Raw genomic sequence first — 17052 nt, 5'->3', positions numbered from 1 at the left:
TTAGAAAACGTGTTGCTTAAGCTTGCGCTCAGGCGGCGTCTTTCTCGGCGTAGGCGGAGAAGACGCGCGCCAGCTTGCCCGCCGGAGCGGTTGCGAGCTGGGCGATCTTCGTCGCCGGAGCCTGAATGAGGCCGATGAGCTTGCCACGCAGTTCGTCGAGCGAGGGCATCGAGGCGAGAGCCTTGATACCTTCTGCGTTCAGAACCTGCGTACCCATCGAGCCGCCGACGATCTCGATCTTGTCGGTCGTCTTGGCGAATTCGACGACAGCCTTGGCGGCTGCGACGGGATCGACCGAGGTCGAGATGGCCGTCGGGCCGGTCAGGAAGTCGCTGATACCGGCAAAGTCGGTATCCACGATGGCAAGCTTGGCAAGACGGTTCTTCGCTACCTTATAGGTCGCACCCGCATCACGGATCTTACCGCGCAGGGCGGTGGACTGAGCCACCGACATGCCGAGATTGCGGGTGACAACCACCACGCCGACCTCGTTGAAGACCGCGTTGAGAGTGGCGACCGAATCGGCTTTCTGCGAACGATCCATGCCTTACTCCTTCACAATGGCCACGGGAGGAGGCCCCCCGCAGCCGGCTACGTAGTCCATGGTGCGCAAAGCACACCGTGGGCGATTCCGTTCGATGGGGAAGGAGTATCGTGTCGAAACACGAGGTTGGCACCACGCTCCAAGGAGCTAGGGCCGGAAATTTCCTGTTCCCCGTCTAGGCTGCAAATTAAGGGGGAAACCCCCAGCAACTGTCTCGGACGGCTGAACGACGAGAATTCACCCGTCGGTCGGAGCGGGCCAATGGAGCAAACGCCGAGCGGAGTCAAGCCTGACGAGGCTCCGCTTGCGCCTCAACGACACGGCACACGGCTGCGTGCCGCCACCGATGCCACGGCGATCACCGCTGTCACCGGCAGCGCGGCTTCACCCAGGAAGGCCGCGCCCAGCACGGCGGCCGCGAAGACCAGCAAGCCGTGGCGCAGCGGCCCGGTAAGCATCAGCCGGTCGCGCACCAGCCACAGGGCCGCCATATAGATCGCCAAGGGTACGGCTACGGCCAGATTGCCGGTGAGCGGCGGAACATGGTGTCCTTCGCCTGCCGCAGCATCGATAACCACCGAGAAACCGGCGCCGGTCGCCGCACCGCCAGCATAGATCAGGGCATGGGCATAGCTCCACTGAAATGCACTGGCGAAGCGGCCGTGGTCCAGCGGCCCTTCCTGCGAGAAGTAGAGCCACCACATCGCGAAGGTGATCACCAGTGCGGAGATCGCAAGCACCACCAACTGCGCGGAATGGCCGCCTGGCCCGTCCGAAAGGGTAAAGGCTGCGGCGCTGGCGAGCAGGACCTCGCCCAGCACGATGATCACCAGCAGTCCGTGCCGTTCGGTGACGTGGTGCTGGTGCCAGGGCGTGGGGCCCCGGCGCTCCGCCAGCAGCGGGACTGCCAGTTCAAGCAGTACGCCGAGGCCGAACAGCGCCATGACCGCGCCCTGCCCCTCGGGCCGCAGCAGCATCAGTGCGGTGGTCCAGTAGACCTGCACCAGCGCGATCCCCAGCGCATAGCGCCGTGCGGTGGAGCGGTGGGCGGGATCGCTGCGCGCGGCGATCAGCCAGAACACGATCATGCCCACCCGCATCACGACATAACCCAGGATCGCCAGCGACAGGTCCAGCCCTACGAACAGCCGGGGTATCCCGCCGGCGATGGTCAGCGCGCCGGCCATGATCCAGCAGGTGACCAGCCGGTAGATCGGCCCGTCGTTGTCGTAGGCGGAAGCGAACCAGGTGAAGTTCACCCAGGCCCACCATGTCGCGAAGAAGGCCATGGCGAAAGTCACCACGCCCATGCCGGCATGCCCCTGGGCAATGGCATGGTGCAGACCCTCGGCGGCCGAGGCGACGGCGATGACGATGACGAGGTCGAACAGCAATTCGAGCGGCGTCGACACCCGGTGCGTCTCATGCGGGTCGCGTGCGCCGAAGGGCCGCCAGCCGCGTTTCGTGGTCATGCCCTGCCGCTCCCCGATTGCATCAGGCGCGTTCCTAAACGGACGCCGGGGGGCGGGGCAAGCGGGAGCCTGAGGCTCGGCGTCGTTCCCCGGTCATTCGGCCCCTTCTTTTCAGACCTGTTCAGCATAGCCTAGGAGGTCGCCGGGCTGGCATTCCAGTTCGCGGCAGATCGCCTCGAGGGTGGAGAAACGGATCGCCTTGGCCTTGCCCGTCTTGAGGATGGACAGATTGGCGAGGGTGATGCCGATGCGTTCGGCCAGTTCGGTCAGCGTCATGCGGCGCTGGTGGAGAAGTTCGTCGAGCCGGACCACGATCCGGCTTGCTTCGCTGCCATCGTCGCCCATCAGACGGTGCCTTCCAGTTCGGCGCGCATCTCTGCGCCCTTGCGGAAGATCCGGGCGAGGATGAACAGGATGATCGCCAGCAGCACTCCGCCAAGCGAGAAGCCGATGCCGATGTGGCTGTCCTTCACGGTCCGGGCGATCCACGCCGCGACCAGTCCGGTGGGAAAGCTGATGCCCTCGATCGCAAGCGCCAGCCAGCCCATCGCTGCAAGGCGTCCGGCGTTGACCGGGTTGAACGGATCGCCTTGGCCCACCGAATCGATGATCCGCAGCAGATGGCGCAGGAACAGGAAGGCGCAGGCCGCCATCGCCGCGATCAGGATCAGTACTCCGCCGATGGCAATGAAGGTGTCGGTCGTCAGTCCATCGGGGCCATCGCCCGAAATGCGGGCCATGATATCGAAACGGCCGAACACCATGAACGGCGAGAGGACGAGGAACAGCGCGCCGATCAGCGCCGTGACGCCCATCGAGACGAGGATCACCCCGCGCGCCAGGGCGAGCAGCGGATCGTGGGTGATGGAGCGCATCGCGCCGCCTTTGGCAGCCATGCTCACATCAGCACCGGGCCGAGGCCGACAAGCCGCACAGTGGCGGATGCGGGCACCTTTGTACCGGAGAACGGCGAAAGGGAGGGTCGCAGCGAATGGGCGGCCGGGGCGGACAGAAAAACTGCAGCCATCGCGGTGAGCGCGAAAGCGGCGACTAGCGGGCGCTGAGCCTTTACCAACCGAATCATTGTTCGTTCTCCGATATGCGTCATATCGAAATTCAATAAGTCCGAGGAAATTTACTGTCAAACAATAATATTGAAAAACGATATGTCATATATCGACATACAATGCGGGCATAAAAAAGGGGGCGGCTCCGGGTGGAGCCGCCCCTCGGTGCCGGGCGTGACAGCCGGCAGGTCAGGCGTCGATCAGATTCGGAGTACGCTGGGGGGAGGGGGTTCCCGACGTAGTCCGGGTCGACGGCCTGTAAGTGCGGAAATCAAAGGCATTGCCCTGCTCCGCCTGGTGCTCGTGGTGCTGGAGTTGCACGCGGGCGCGGCGCATGCGGCCCTTGCGCGAGGTGAAGGGATTGTCCTCGTCCGGCTTGGCATCGACCATGCGGTCAAGCAGTTCGCGGCGTTCGTCTGCGTCCTGCGGCAGCGGCGAGGCGGCAAGCACGGCGCTGGCGGAACCGGCTGCCACTCCTGCCGGGGTCATGCCGGGCTGTGCCATTGACGGCGGAGCAACCGGAGCGAGTGGGGGAACCGGCTGGGCGACATAGGTGGGCGGCAGGGGCTCGGGGGCATAGTCATCTTCTTCATATCTGGGCTCGCTGCTGCGGCGACGGCGCATCGCGGCTATACCCATACCGGCCAGGCCGAGGGCGGCGAGCAGGCCGGCAATACCGGCCACCGGCAGATTGCCGCCTGCGTTGGCGGGTGCTGGCGTCGGTGCCGCTGCGGCAGGCGCCGAAGGAGTGTCGACGCGGGGCTGCGCGGTTGTGGCAGGGGGAATGGCGCCGTCGGCGAGAGCGCCATCATCCGCGGCTGCGCCGTTACCAGCGGTAGGAACACTGGGTGCGATCTGTGCGGTTTCGGCCGCTGGGCCGGGTGCGCTGCGGGCGGGCGCGCGCGTGATCGTCCGGGGCGATGCGGCTGCCGGGGCAGCGTCAAGCGCGGCCTCGGCATCAGCGGGCGTGGCCGGCGGCGGGGCTGTCGTTGTCGTCTGGGCTTCCTGCTGCGGGATTGCCTGAACGACCGGCGAGGAGGTCATCGTCGTCTGGGGTGCGGTGCCCGCCGTAGTTGCCGGGTTCGGTGCGCTGGTCGGCGCGGTAGCCTCGGGCGGCAGAGTCACCGTCGGGGCGGTCGTCGCGACTTGTGCTGGCGATCCCGTGGTGACGTCCTGCGACAGCGAAGGCGCGGCCGGAGCCTGCGTTTCCTGTGCGCCGACGCCCGAAGCGACCGGGATGGCGGAAAGCGCGAGGACAGCGGCAATCGCAGTCACTGCGCGGGGCGAATGGTTGATGGGATCGTTTTTCATGCGAGAGACAATGCGCGAAATGCACTGTCGGGCCCTTCACATCGCGCAATACAGGCCAAGTCGAACTGTTAAGTGCGACGAGTTGATACTTTCGGTTATGTCCGGGTTGTTGGCTGTAATTGCTGCATTTACGCCAGATGAACGAAATTGACTGGTGTTCATCTGGCGTACAGCTTGTGGAGGGGGTGCCGGCGTGTCGCCTTTCGCGCCCTTGGATCCTCAAGTTGCAACTGCTTCATAGTGTTCGTGGGCAAAGGCATGGTTTCACGAGGTTGGGAACGCAATCCTGCCTCATTGCGCTGCTGCGCCAGCATCACGCGTTTGACACGGCCCCTGCCCGATCCTATATGGCGGCCTCGCTCGGTCGCTTCGAGCAAGGCAGGTCCATGCGCGGGGACAGGCCACGGAAGGAAGCGGTCCGGGATTTATCCGACGTGTAAGGCTGCTGGCCGCAGGGACCTCCTATCCAGGAATTCCGCGTGCCGGGCGGCCTTTTCGCGTTTCGGATAGCCTGCTTTGCGGCAGGTGCATCGTTCTCGCGACGACGAAATTTTCCGGCCCGGTTCCATTCGCGAATCGGTCCTCAAAGAAGCGAAGAGGCAAGACCAGCTCATGGCCACCAAGCCCATCGACACCGCAGCGCGATCGCCCAAGAAGCGCATCCGCAAGATCTTTGGCGACATCCACGAAGTCGTCCAGATGCCCAACCTGATCGAGGTTCAGCGCGAGAGCTACGAACAGTTCCTGCGCTCCGATCCGGCAACCGGCTACGTGTCGGGCCTGGAGAAGACCCTGCGCTCGGTTTTCCCGATCCGCGACTTCGCGGGCACCAGCGAGCTGGACTTCGTCCACTACGAGCTGGAAGACCCCAAGTACGACGTGACCGAGTGCCGCCAGCGCGGCATCACCTACGCCGCGCCGATGAAGGTCACGCTGCGCCTGATCGTGTTCGAAGTGGACGCCGAGACCGAGACCCGCTCGGTCCTCGATATCAAGGAGCAGGACGTCTACATGGGCGACATGCCCCTGATGACGGAAAACGGCACCTTCTTCATCAACGGCACTGAGCGCGTCATCGTTTCGCAGATGCACCGTTCGCCGGGCGTCCTGTTCGACCATGACCGCGGCAAGACCCACGCTTCGGGCAAGTTCCTGTTCGCCGCGCGCGTTATTCCCTACCGTGGTTCGTGGCTCGACTTCGAGTTCGACGCCAAGGACATCGTCAACGTGCGTATCGACCGCAAGCGCAAGCTGCCGGTCACCGCGCTGCTGTACGGCCTGGGTCTCGATTCCGAGCAGATCCTCGATCACTTCTACCAGACCATCACGTGGAAGCGCGGCGATGGCGGCTGGCGCCTGCCCTACACCCCCGAGGCATGGCGCGGTGCGAAGCCGACCTTCGACGTGGTCGACGCCAAGTCGGGCGAAGTGATCTTCGCCGCCGACACCAAGATCTCCCCGCGCGCCGCCAACAAGGCGCTCAAGGACGGTCTGGAAGAACTGCTGATCCCGACCGACGAAATCTTCGGTCGCTACTCGGCCGTCGACCTGATCGACGAGTCCACGGGCCGCATCTACATCGAGGCAGGCGACGAAGTTTCGCCTGAGAACCTCGAAGCGCTCGACCATGCCGGCATCGACCAAATCGCTCTGCTCGACATCGACGAAGTCAACACCGGCCCCTGGATCCGCAACACCATGAAGGCCGACAAGGCCGAGAACCGCGAGATGGGCCTCGAGGCCATCTACAAGGTCATGCGTCCGGGCGAGCCGCCGACGAAGGAAACCGCCGAAGCCCTCTTCGACGGCCTGTTCTTCGACGCCGACCGCTACGACCTCTCGGCCGTGGGCCGCGTGAAGCTGAACATGCGCCTTGGCCTCGACGCCGAGGACACGGTCACCACCCTGCGCAACGAGGACATCCTCGCTGTCGTCAAGGAACTGGTCGGCCTCAAGGACGGCAAGGGCGAAATCGACGACATCGACAACCTCGGCAACCGCCGTGTGCGTTCGGTGGGCGAGCTGCTGGAAAACCAGTACCGCGTCGGCCTGCTCCGCATGGAGCGCGCTGTTAAGGAGCGCATGTCGTCGGTCGACGTGTCGACGGTCATGCCGAACGACCTCATCAACGCCAAGCCCGCCGTGGCCGCAGTGCGTGAGTTCTTCGGTTCCTCGCAGCTCTCGCAGTTCATGGACCAGACCAACCCGCTTTCGGAAGTCACCCACAAGCGCCGTGTTTCGGCCTTGGGCCCGGGCGGTCTGACCCGTGAGCGCGCCGGCTTCGAAGTCCGCGACGTTCACCCGACCCACTACGGCCGCATCTGCCCGATTGAGACGCCGGAAGGCCCGAACATCGGTCTGATCAACTCGCTGTCGACTTTCGCCCGCGTCAACAAGTACGGCTTCATCGAGACGCCGTACCGCAAGGTGATCGACGGCAAGGTGACCGGGCAGGTCGTCTACCTCTCCGCCATGGAAGAGCAGAAGCACACGGTGGCGCAGGCTTCGGCCGGCACCAACGAGGACGGCTCGTTCGCGGAAGAACTCGTCTCGGCCCGTCAGAACGGCGAATTCGTGATGAGCCCGCGCGATCAGGTCACCCTGATGGACGTTTCGCCCAAGCAGCTCGTCTCGGTCGCCGCATCGCTCATTCCGTTCCTGGAAAACGATGACGCCAACCGCGCACTCATGGGCTCGAACATGCAGCGTCAGGCCGTGCCGCTCGTGCAGGCCGACGCTCCCTTCGTGGGCACCGGCATGGAAGAGACCGTTGCACGCGATTCGGGCGCTGCGATCTCGGCAGGCCGCGCCGGCGTGGTCGATCAGGTCGACGCGACGCGTATCGTCATCCGCGCTTCGGGCGACATCGAAGCCGGCAAGTCCGGCGTCGACATCTACCGCCTGCAGAAGTTCGAGCGTTCCAACCAGTCGACCTGCATCAACCAGCGTCCGCTGGTGAAGGTGGGCGACATCATCCAGAAGGGCGACATCCTCGCCGACGGTCCCTCGACCGAGCTGGGTGAGCTGGCGCTGGGCCGCAACAGCCTCGTCGCGTTCATGCCGTGGAACGGCTACAACTACGAGGACTCCATCCTCATCTCCGAGCGGATCGTGAAGGACGACGTGTTCACGTCGATCCACATCGACGAGTTCGAAGTGATGGCCCGCGATACCAAGCTGGGGCCTGAGGACATCACCCGCGATATCCCGAACGTCGGCGAGGAAGCCCTGCGCAACCTCGACGAGGCGGGCATCGTCTACGTGGGCGCCGAAGTGCACCCGGGTGACATCCTCGTCGGCAAGATCACGCCCAAGGGCGAATCGCCGATGACCCCGGAAGAGAAGCTGCTGCGCGCGATCTTCGGCGAAAAGGCCAGCGACGTGCGTGACACCTCGCTTCGCCTGCCGCCGGGCGTGTCGGGCACGATTGTCGACGTTCGCGTCTTCAACCGCCACGGCATCGAGATCGACGACCGTACCCGCGCCATCCAGAACGAGGAAATCGAACGCCTCGCCAAGGACCGCGAGGACGAGCGTGCGATCCTCAACCGCGCCACCTACAACCGTCTGCGCGACATGCTGATCGGCCAGACCGCCGCTTCGGCCCCCAAGGGTCTGAAGAAGGGCGTCGAGATCACCGAGGAACTCCTGGGTGAAGCCGAGCGTCATGAGTGGTGGAAGTTCGCCGTTGCGGACGATCACATGCAGTCGCAGCTGGAAGCCGTTAAGGCCCAGTACGACGCCACCGTGAAGGCGATCCAGGAGAAGTTCGAGGATCGCAAGGAGAAGCTGGAGCGCGGCGACGAACTGGCTCCGGGCGTGCTCAAGATGGTCAAGGTCTTCGTGGCGGTGAAGCGCAAGCTGCAGCCGGGCGACAAGATGGCCGGCCGTCACGGTAACAAGGGTGTCATTTCGCGCATCCTGCCGGTCGAGGACATGCCGTTCCTCGAGGACGGTACGCCGGTCGACCTCGTGCTGAACCCGCTGGGTGTGCCTTCGCGCATGAACGTCGGTCAGATCTTCGAGACCCACCTGGGCTGGGCCGCACGCGGTCTGGGCCAGCAGGTTAAGCAGGCCCTGGAAGACTGGCGCCACGCCAACCCCGATCCGGAAGCCGCAGCGCCGCCGGAAGCGGTTCGCGAGCGTCTGATGACGATCTACGGTGAGCACTACGCAGAGGACATCAAGAACCGCGACACCGAGTCGCTGCTCGAACTGGCCAACAACGTCACCAAGGGCGTTCCGATGGGCACTCCGGTGTTCGACGGCGCGGTCGAGGCCGACGTGGCGGACATGCTGGAGCTGGCAGGTCTGCACAAGTCGGGCCAGTCGCACCTCTACGACGGCCGCACGGGCGACAAGTTCGACCGTATGGTCACCGTGGGCATCATCTACATGTTGAAGCTGCACCACCTTGTCGACGACAAGATCCACGCCCGTTCGATCGGTCCGTACTCCCTCGTCACCCAGCAGCCGCTGGGCGGTAAGGCGCAGTTCGGTGGCCAGCGCTTCGGTGAGATGGAGGTCTGGGCACTCCAGGCCTACGGCGCGGCGTACACTCTGCAGGAAATGCTGACGGTGAAGTCGGACGACGTTGTCGGACGCACCAAGGTCTACGAAGCGATCGTCAAGGGTGACGACACCTTCGAAGCCGGCATTCCCGAGAGCTTCAACGTGCTCGTCAAGGAAATGCGCTCGCTGGGCCTCAACGTCGAACTGTCGTCCGTCGACAGGGACGACGACGGCATCGCGATCGCGGCGGAGTGAACCTCGGAGCGCTGTCTCCCGAAGACAGCGCTCTTTCACACCGCCTAGAGAATTCACCCCCAGGGGAATGAAACTATGAACGACCTGACCAAGTTCACGAACCAGATGGCCAAGCCTGAGACCTTCGATCAGATCCAGATCGGTCTCGCGTCGCCCGAGCGCATCCGCTCCTGGTCCTTCGGCGAGATCAAGAAGCCGGAAACCATCAACTACCGCACGTTCAAGCCTGAGCGTGACGGCCTGTTCTGCGCGCGCATCTTCGGCCCCGTGAAGGACTACGAGTGCCTGTGCGGCAAGTACAAGCGCATGAAGTACAAGGGCGTCGTCTGCGAAAAGTGCGGCGTCGAAGTCACCGTGACCAAGGTGCGCCGCGAGCGCATGGGCCACATCGAACTGGCTGCGCCTGTCGCGCACATCTGGTTCCTCAAGTCGCTGCCTTCGCGCATCGGCCTGCTGCTCGACATGCAGCTCAAGCTGCTTGAGCGCGTCCTCTACTTCGAGAGCTACATCGTTACCGAGCCGGGCCTGACCCCGCTCGAGAAGTACCAGATGCTCACCGAAGACGAGATGCTCGACGCCCAGGACGAGTATGGCGAAGACGCCTTCTCGGCCGGCATCGGCGCCGAGGCCGTCAAGCACATGCTGATGAACCTCGACCTCGAGCAGGAGCGTGCCGACCTTCTCCAGGAACTTGAGACGACGAAGTCGGAACTCAAGCCCAAGAAGATCATCAAGCGTCTCAAGGTCGTGGAATCGTTCATCGATTCGGGCAACCGCCCGGAATGGATGATCCTCGACGTCGTTCCGGTCATCCCGCCAGAGCTGCGCCCGCTGGTGCCGCTGGACGGTGGCCGCTTCGCGACGTCCGATCTCAACGATCTGTATCGCCGCGTCATCAACCGCAACAACCGCCTGAAGCGCCTGATCGAACTGCGCGCGCCTGACATCATCGTACGCAACGAAAAGCGCATGCTGCAGGAAGCCGTCGACGCCCTGTTCGACAACGGCCGCCGCGGCCGCGTCATCACCGGCGCCAACAAGCGTCCGCTGAAGTCGCTGTCCGACATGCTCAAGGGCAAGCAGGGCCGCTTCCGTCAGAACCTGCTCGGCAAGCGCGTCGACTACTCGGGCCGTTCGGTCATCGTGACCGGACCGGAACTCAAGCTGCACCAGTGCGGCCTGCCCAAGAAGATGGCGCTCGAGCTGTTCAAGCCGTTCATCTACGCCCGTCTGGACGCCAAGGGTCTCTCCATGACCCTGAAGCAGGCCAAGAAGTGGGTCGAGAAGGAGCGCAAGGAAGTCTGGGACATCCTGGACGAGGTGATCCGCGAACACCCGGTCATGCTGAACCGCGCACCGACGCTTCACCGTCTCGGCATTCAGGCTTTCGAGCCCGTGCTGATCGAGGGCAAGGCAATCCAGCTGCACCCGCTCGTCTGCTCGGCCTTCAACGCCGACTTCGACGGTGACCAGATGGCCGTCCACGTGCCGCTTTCTCTGGAAGCCCAGCTCGAAGCGCGCGTGCTGATGATGTCGACCAACAACATCCTCTCGCCTGCCAACGGCAAGCCGATCATCGTTCCTTCGCAGGACATGGTTCTCGGCCTGTACTACCTGTCGCTCGACCGCGACGGCGAGCCGGGCGAGGGCATGAAGTTTGCCGACATGGCCGAAGTGCACCAGGCGCTTCACGTCGCTGCCGTGACGCTGCACTCGAAGATCGAGGCGCGCGTGCCGCAGACCGACGAGAACGGCCAGCAGTACATGGCGCGCTTCCACACGACGCCGGGCCGCATGCTGCTCGCAGAGTGCCTGCCCAAGTCGCACAAGGTGCCCTTCGACGTCGTCAACCGCCTTCTCACCAAGAAGGAAATCGGGGACGTCATCGATCAGGTCTACCGTCACACCGGCCAGAAGGACACGGTGCTGTTCGCCGACGCGATCATGTCGCTGGGCTTCCGCCACGCGTTCAAGGCCGGCATCTCGTTCGGCAAGGACGACATGATCATCCCGGACAGCAAGGTTGCCCTCGTTGCCGAGACCAAGGAACTGGTCGCGGACTACGAGCAGCAGTACCAGGACGGTCTGATCACCCAGCAGGAAAAGTACAACAAGGTGATCGACGCCTGGAGCCGTTGCGGCGACCAGGTGGCGAACGCCATGATGGACGAGATCAAGGCCCAGCCGATCGATCCCGAGACGGGCCGCATGGCCCAGATCAACTCGATCTACATGATGAGCCACTCCGGTGCGCGTGGTTCTCCGGCGCAGATGAAGCAGCTTGCCGGTATGCGCGGCCTCATGGCCAAGCCGTCGGGCGAGATCATCGAAACCCCGATCATCTCGAACTTCAAGGAAGGTCTGACCGTTCTTGAGTACTTCAACTCGACCCACGGTGCCCGTAAGGGCCTGGCGGATACGGCGCTCAAGACGGCAAACTCGGGTTACCTGACCCGCCGTCTCGTCGACGTGTCGCAGGACTGCGTCGTCGTCGTCGACGACTGCGGCACCGAGCGCGCGCTGGAAATGCGTTCGATCGTTCAGGGCGGTTCGGTTATCGCCTCGCTCGCCGAGCGTATCCTGGGCCGTACCCTGGCCGAGGACATCGTCGACAAGGAAGGCAACGTCATCGCGTCGAAGGGCCAGCTCCTCGACGAGCCGGCAGTTGCCGCGATCGAGGCCACCGGCCTGCAGAACGCACGCATCCGTTCGCCGCTGATCTGCGAAGCCACCCAGGGCGTCTGCGGCACCTGCTACGGGCGTGACCTTGCCCGCGGTACTCCGGTGAACATCGGTGAAGCTGTCGGCGTCATCGCCGCGCAGTCGATCGGTGAGCCGGGCACGCAGCTGACCATGCGTACGTTCCACATCGGCGGTGCGGCGCAGCTCAACGAGACCTCGCACCTCGAAGCGATCAGCGCGGGCCATGTTGAATACCGCGACATCCCGACGATCGTCGACAAGCGCAACCGTCTCCTGTCGCTGGCCCGCAACGGCGAGATCATCCTGTTCGACACCGAGGGCCGCGAACGCGCAATCCACCGCGTGCCTTACGGTACGGTGCTGCTCCACAAGAACGGCGCCAAGGTCGAGCAGGGCGAACGCCTGGCAGAGTGGGATCCGTTCACGCTCCCGATCATCACCGAAACCTCGGGTGTGGTGAAGTATCAGGACCTGATCGACACCCGCACGCTGACCGAGCACGTCGACGATGCGACCGGCATGACCAGCCGCGTCGTTACCGAGGACCGTTCGTCCAGCCGCGCCAAGAAGAAGGAGGACCTGCGTCCGCGCATTACCCTTCTCGATGACGCATCGGGCGAAACCGCGCGCTACATGCTGGCGCCGGGCACCACGCTCTCGGTCGAGGATGGCCAGACGATCGAAGCCGGCGACATCGTTGCCCGTGCTTCGCGCGAAGCCGCCAAGACCCGCGACATTACGGGTGGTCTGCCGCGCGTTGCCGAACTGTTCGAGGCTCGCAAGCCGAAGGACAATGCGGTCATCGCCAAGGTCTCGGGCCGCGTCGAATTCGTTCGCGACTACAAGGCCAAGCGCAAGATCGCGATCATCCCCGAGGAGGGTGAGCCCGTCGAGTACCTGATCCCGAAGTCCAAGGTCGTGGACGTTCAGGAAGGTGACTGGGTCAAGAAGGGCGACAACCTGGTTTCGGGCTCGCCTGATCCCCACGACATTCTGGAAGTCCTCGGCGTGGAAGCGCTGGCGGAATACCTCGTCGCGGAAATCCAGGAAGTTTACCGTCTCCAGGGCGTGAAGATCAACGACAAGCACATCGAGGTGATCGTTCGCCAGATGCTGCAGAAGGTCGAGATCACCGACGGCGGCGATACCACGCTGCTGGCGGCCGAGCAGGTCGACTACGAGGAAATGGCCGAGTACAACGCCAAGCTCGCTCCCGGCCAGAAGCCGGCAGAGGGCAAGCCGGTGCTGCTGGGTATCACCAAGGCCTCGCTGCAGACCCGTTCGTTCATCTCGGCGGCCTCGTTCCAGGAAACCACCCGCGTGCTCACGCAGGCGGCGGTCGAGGGCAAGACCGACTCGCTGATCGGCCTGAAGGAAAACGTCATCGTCGGCCGTCTGATCCCGGCCGGTACGGGTGCAGGCATGAACCGCGTGCGCGTGGCGGCTACCAGCCGCGATGTGGCGCTGCGTGCGGCGACCCGCCGCGTGCAGGAAGCCATGATCCTCGCCAGCACGGCAGAGGAAGAGCACAAGGCTGAACTGGCCCGCAATGCCGCCGACGACCTCGGCGACAGCCCGCTCGCGGCAGTCGAGGGCGAGACCCACGGCACCGACGCGGATGCAGGCGACTACCTGAACCCCGAGGCAGCGGACGGCAACGAGGCGTAAGCCTTACGTCTCCCGCCTGACAGGCAAACGAAAAGCCCCGCCGGAGCGATCCGGCGGGGCTTTTTGCTTTTGAGCTACACCGCTTGTGGAAGGGGGCGGGCTTGGCATCCTGCTTCGGGGGCTTCGACAGGCTCAGCCTGAGCGGGATGAAAGGGAGGGCTCGATAATCCCCCCGTTGCTGCGCCGGAAGACCCGGCGGCGCGAGGGTAATGACCCTCGCGCTGCCTAAACCTGGATCACTCCGCCGCGACGGCGGCCGCTTCTGCTTCGGCGGCTTCGATCTCGGCGGCTTTGGCTTCCACCAGCGACACGATGTGATCGAGCATCGTCTCGCTCTGGATGGTGTGGTCGGAGACGCCGGAGAGATACACCATGTGCTTGCCGTTGCCGCCGCCGGTCAGGCCGATGTCGGTTTCGCGCGCTTCGCCGGGGCCGTTGACGACGCAGCCCAGGACCGAGAGCGAGAGCGGTGTCTTGATGTGCTGCAAGCGCTCTTCCAGCGCCTCAACGGTGCGGATCACGTCGAAGCCCTGCCGCGCGCAGGAGGGGCAGGAGACGACGCGCACGCCGCGCGTGCGCAGGCCCAGCGCCTTGAGCATCTCGAAGCCGACCCGCACTTCTTCTTCCGGCTCTGCCGAAAGCGAAACGCGCAAGGTGTCGCCGATGCCCGACCACAGTAGCATGCCCATGCCGATCGAGGACTTGACGGTGCCGCCGATCAACCCGCCCGCCTCGGTGATGCCGAGGTGGAGCGGGCAGTCCACTGCATCGGCCAGCCCCTGGTAGGCGGCGACGGCGAGGAACACGTCGCTGGCCTTCACCGCCACCTTGAATTCGTGGAAGTCGTGGTCTTGCAGCAGCTTGATGTGGTCCATCGCCGATTCGACCAGCGCATCGGGGCACGGCTCGCCGTACTTTTCGAGGAGATGGCGCTCCAGGCTGCCACCGTTGACGCCGATGCGGATCGCGCAGCCATTGGCCTTGGCGGCGCGCACCACTTCAGCCACACGCTCGGCCGAGCCGATGTTGCCGGGATTGATGCGCAGGCAGGCAGCGCCTGCATCCGCCGCTTCCAGCGCGCGCTTGTAGTGGAAATGGATGTCCGCGATCAGCGGCACCCGAGCCGCTCGGGCGATCTCGCGGAAGGCAGCAGTGCTTTCCACATCGGGACAGGAGACGCGGATCAGGTCCGCCCCGGCGTCCTCGCAGCGCCGGATCTGGTCGATCGTGGCGCCGGCATCGGACGTGAGGGTGTTGGTCATGGTCTGGACCGTGATCGGTGCATCGCCGCCGACGGGCACGGCACCGACCATGATCTGGCGGCTCTTGCGGCGCTCGATATCGCGCCAGGGACGAATGGAAGACATGGCTCCCCTATAGGCGCTGCGGATGACGTATTGAAGCCGAATCCTGTGCGGCTTTTGCCGTCATGCGAATTGAGGCATTGAGGCGCGATGACGAACGAAATGCTGACCGACGATGACCACCGCGAACTGCCCCTCCTGTTCGGCCGGGTACTGGACGGCGAAGGCGGCGCGCGCGAAATCGGTTGGGAGGCGGCGCAGGATTGGCAGCCCGTTCGCGAAGGCGAGGTCCTGTGGGTCCACCTGCTGCGCACCCATCCCAGCGTCGAGGCATGGCTGATGGACTGCCTCGCCATCTCCGAGCCGACCGCCGAACTGCTCACCAGCGACGCCACCCGTCCGCGTGCGTTCCGCGAAGGCCAGGCTCTCGTCGCCACGCTGCGGGGTATCAACTTCAATCCCGGCGCCGCGCCCGAGGACATGCTCTCGATACAGTTGTGGAGCGACGGGTCGCGCGTCATTACCTTGCGGCGCGACCCGCTGCAGACGCCCCGGCTGGTGCGGGGCGATCTCGACGCAGGTCTCGGCCCGGTCGACGCCGGCTCGCTCGTCACCGCGCTGACCGAACACCTGATCGAACGCATGAGTCATGCCATCCTCGACATGAACGCGGTGATCGACAAGCTGGAGGATCAGACGATCGAAAGCGACGCGGTCGAAACGCTCGACAAGATCGTGCAGATTCGGCGCAATTGCCTGGCCCTGAAGCGGCACATGTCGCCCCAGCACGAGGCGCTGCTGGCCATCGCCCACGGTGCGCCGGCGTGGTTCGAGGACCTTGACCGCCGCGAGATTGCCGAATCGATCGATCGCCTGCGCCGCTATCTCGACGATCTCGATATAAGTAAGGAATCCGCGATTGTGCTGCAGGACGACATCCGCGCCCGCGCTGCCGCCAACAGCCAGCGCACGCAATATGTGCTGGCCGTGGTTGCTGGCATCTTCCTGCCGCTGACCTTCATTACCGGGCTGCTGGGCATCAACGTAGGCGACATTCCGCTGGCGCAGACCGGGTCGCACGGGTTCTGGATCATCAGCGGGCTGTGCGCGGGGCTGTTGGTCGTCGAAGTCCTGCTGCTGCGCCGTTTGAAGTGGGTCTGAAGGTGCCGGTTAGTCCGGCAGGAGCGCAGCGAAGAGGAACTCCTCATCGCGCTTTTCGCCGACCATGAAGTGGATGTCCGCGACTTTGCCGAAGCCATAGCGCGCGTAGAACTTCTGCGCGCCGGGATTGTCGGAATAGACCGAGAGCTGGACTTCGTCGGCACCGAAACCGGCGGCTTCCGCCAGCGCCCAGTCCATCAGCCGCGCGCCGATGCCCTGTCCAGTCGCTCCGGGGGCCGTGTAGAGCTGCTTGAGTTCGATTACCTTGGTGCCGCGGGCATGTTCGGGCCAGCCGCAGTCCATCACGAGCTTGCAGAAGCCAAGCAGTTGGCCATCATCCTCGGCAAGTACGACACGCAGGGCAGGATCGGCGATTTCCTTCGCGACTTTCTCTTCGCTGTGCGACTGGGCTAGGAAATTCGCCAGATCCTCGGGGCGATAGAGGTGGCCGAACTTGGCGACGAAACTGTCGGTGCCCAGGCGGGCCAGCGGAGCGGCATCGGAGCCTTGCGCGAAACGAATGTCCATTGGGGCAGTTATCGTCGCCGCGCGGCCAGCGTCAATCACCATGTCCGTATCTGCCGGACACTACAGTTGCAGCGTCATGCACATCGAGAACTCGTCCGAAATGTAATCGCCGAAAGGCGGGCACTCGGCGAAACCGTGGGCGCGGTAGAGGTTGTGGGCAGGCTGGAAGGCCGCCGGCGCCCGGTTTCGAGGCTGACGCGGGTATAGCCTCGCCTGCGCGCCTCGGCCAGAAGCCGCGCGAGGATAGCCTTGCCGACGCCCTGCCCGCGATATGCAGGCGTAGCGCGCATCGATTTGAGTTCGCCGTGGCCATCGTCAAGGTGCTTGATGGCGCCGCACCCGGCGAGAGTCTCACCATCCCACGCCGAGAAAAACGCGACGTCCGGCTGGCGCAGGCGCGCGGCAGGCATTGCGTGGACGCTGCCTGGCGGCGACCACTGGTGCATTTCGTCGAGGTGCAACTGGAGCAGCGCGAGTACGGCTTCGCCGGTCAGGTCGTCGGGTACGATGCGCAGGGGTTCGGTCAT

At 64.5% G+C, this 17052-nt stretch carries 11 protein-coding genes and 1 pseudogene; 3 read left to right on the top strand and 9 right to left on the bottom strand.

All coding sequences use genetic code 11. The annotated features are described in order from the left end of the window. Positions 1 to 28: 28 nt before the first annotated feature. From rplJ to GVL61_RS13290, 6 genes are all read right to left on the bottom strand, one after another. Positions 29 to 544 carry a 50S ribosomal protein L10 gene (rplJ, locus tag GVL61_RS13315; protein WP_159980805.1) on the bottom strand — a complete coding sequence of 172 codons (516 nt, stop codon included), beginning with the start codon at positions 542 to 544 and terminating at the stop codon, positions 29 to 31. Positions 545 to 855: 311 nt separating this feature from the next. After that, entirely contained in the window at positions 856 to 2016 is a 1161-nt protein-coding gene (locus GVL61_RS13310; protein WP_159980803.1) for a low temperature requirement protein A, read from the bottom strand. A gap of 111 nt (positions 2017 to 2127) precedes the next feature. After that, positions 2128 to 2361: a helix-turn-helix transcriptional regulator gene (locus GVL61_RS13305; protein ID WP_159980801.1), complete on the bottom strand. Its 234-nt coding sequence runs from the start codon at positions 2359 to 2361 to the stop codon at positions 2128 to 2130. After that, on the bottom strand, positions 2361 to 2912 hold the full coding sequence (locus tag GVL61_RS13300; RefSeq protein WP_159980799.1) for a DUF2975 domain-containing protein: 552 nt from the start codon (positions 2910 to 2912) through the stop codon (positions 2361 to 2363). The genes GVL61_RS13305 and GVL61_RS13300 overlap by 1 nt, the downstream gene beginning before the upstream one ends. Positions 2913 to 2914: 2 nt before the next feature. Continuing rightward, positions 2915 to 3100, bottom strand: a complete 186-nt coding sequence (locus tag GVL61_RS13295) for a hypothetical protein (protein ID WP_159980797.1) — start codon at positions 3098 to 3100, stop codon at positions 2915 to 2917. Positions 3101 to 3272: 172 nt separating this feature from the next. Beyond that, entirely contained in the window at positions 3273 to 4394 is a 1122-nt protein-coding gene (locus GVL61_RS13290) for a hypothetical protein (protein ID WP_159980795.1), read from the bottom strand. A 612-nt stretch (positions 4395 to 5006) separates the two neighbouring features. Between GVL61_RS13290 and rpoB the strand changes: the two genes are divergently transcribed. Both rpoB and rpoC read left to right on the top strand, forming a co-directional pair. Beyond that, entirely contained in the window at positions 5007 to 9161 is a 4155-nt protein-coding gene (gene rpoB / locus GVL61_RS13285) for a DNA-directed RNA polymerase subunit beta (RefSeq protein ID WP_159980793.1), read from the top strand. 75 nt (positions 9162 to 9236) lie between these two features. Continuing rightward, positions 9237 to 13532, top strand: coding sequence for a DNA-directed RNA polymerase subunit beta' (rpoC, locus tag GVL61_RS13280; protein ID WP_159980791.1), 4296 nt, complete (start codon positions 9237 to 9239; stop codon positions 13530 to 13532). 236 nt (positions 13533 to 13768) lie between these two features. Here the strand turns inward: rpoC and ispG are convergent, their stop codons facing one another. Next, a complete protein-coding gene (gene ispG / locus GVL61_RS13275; protein ID WP_159980789.1) occupies positions 13769 to 14899 on the bottom strand; it encodes a flavodoxin-dependent (E)-4-hydroxy-3-methylbut-2-enyl-diphosphate synthase in 1131 nt (376 codons plus the stop codon). An 87-nt stretch (positions 14900 to 14986) separates the two neighbouring features. Between ispG and GVL61_RS13270 the strand changes: the two genes are divergently transcribed. After that, complete coding sequence (locus tag GVL61_RS13270) at positions 14987 to 15997, top strand: CorA family divalent cation transporter (protein WP_159980787.1); 1011 nt, start codon at positions 14987 to 14989, stop codon at positions 15995 to 15997. A 9-nt stretch (positions 15998 to 16006) separates the two neighbouring features. On the opposite strand, the gene GVL61_RS13265 is transcribed toward GVL61_RS13270, so the two are convergent. After that, on the bottom strand, positions 16007 to 16525 hold the full coding sequence (locus GVL61_RS13265) for a GNAT family N-acetyltransferase (protein WP_159980934.1): 519 nt from the start codon (positions 16523 to 16525) through the stop codon (positions 16007 to 16009). 60 nt (positions 16526 to 16585) lie between these two features. After that, positions 16586 to 17052 (bottom strand): annotated as a pseudogene (locus tag GVL61_RS13260) (GNAT family N-acetyltransferase).

Source organism: Novosphingobium sp. 18050 (assembly GCF_902706195.1).
Classification (GTDB): domain Bacteria; phylum Pseudomonadota; class Alphaproteobacteria; order Sphingomonadales; family Sphingomonadaceae; genus Novosphingobium.
The sequence above is the reverse complement of the archived record's forward strand: the minus strand, read 5'-3'. Positions and strand labels throughout refer to the sequence as shown.